The 435-nt window shown below is 42.1% G+C and carries 2 protein-coding genes; both read right to left on the bottom strand.

The features are described from left to right. A partial coding sequence (gene rpsI / locus B2067_RS02960) for a 30S ribosomal protein S9 (RefSeq protein WP_301387388.1) occupies positions 1–201 on the bottom strand: 201 nt, incomplete at its 3' end. An 11-nt stretch (positions 202–212) separates the two neighbouring features. Further along, on the bottom strand, positions 213–435 hold a 223-nt coding region (locus B2067_RS02965; protein ID WP_301387389.1), incomplete at its 5' end, for an uL13 family ribosomal protein.

A 435-nucleotide genomic window follows, 5' to 3' on the forward strand; every position in this document is an offset into this window, starting at 1 on the left:
TACCGATATATTAACATCAAATTTGTCCACCATATCAGTTACCTGGAAAGGTTGCCTGACGACCATTCTCGCCACCTGTCTTCCAAAGTACTCTTCCATGGTCTTATCATTGATCGAGATCGCACCACTACCAGAGCTTAAAAATACTCTAGCTGAAGACGTCTTGCGCCTTCCGGTACCATAAAAATTTTTAGACGTCATTCCAATGCTCACTACAAAGTTAAGACTGTCGGCTGCTGAGCAGAGTGAGGATGTTCACTCCCACCATAAACCTTCAGCTTTCTGTACATTTCGCGGCCTAATGGCCCCCTTGGCAACATTCCCTTTACTGCTTTTTCTAGCGCTCTTTCTGGGAATTTTTCCATCATCTGTGAAAAATTAATTTCCTTAATTCCACCAGGAAAACCAGTATGGGAATAATATTTTTTTCCTACT

The sequence above is a fragment of the Thalassolituus sp. UBA2590 genome, assembly GCF_002339775.1.
In the GTDB taxonomy this organism is placed as follows: Bacteria; Pseudomonadota; Gammaproteobacteria; order Pseudomonadales; family Oceanobacteraceae; genus Thalassolituus.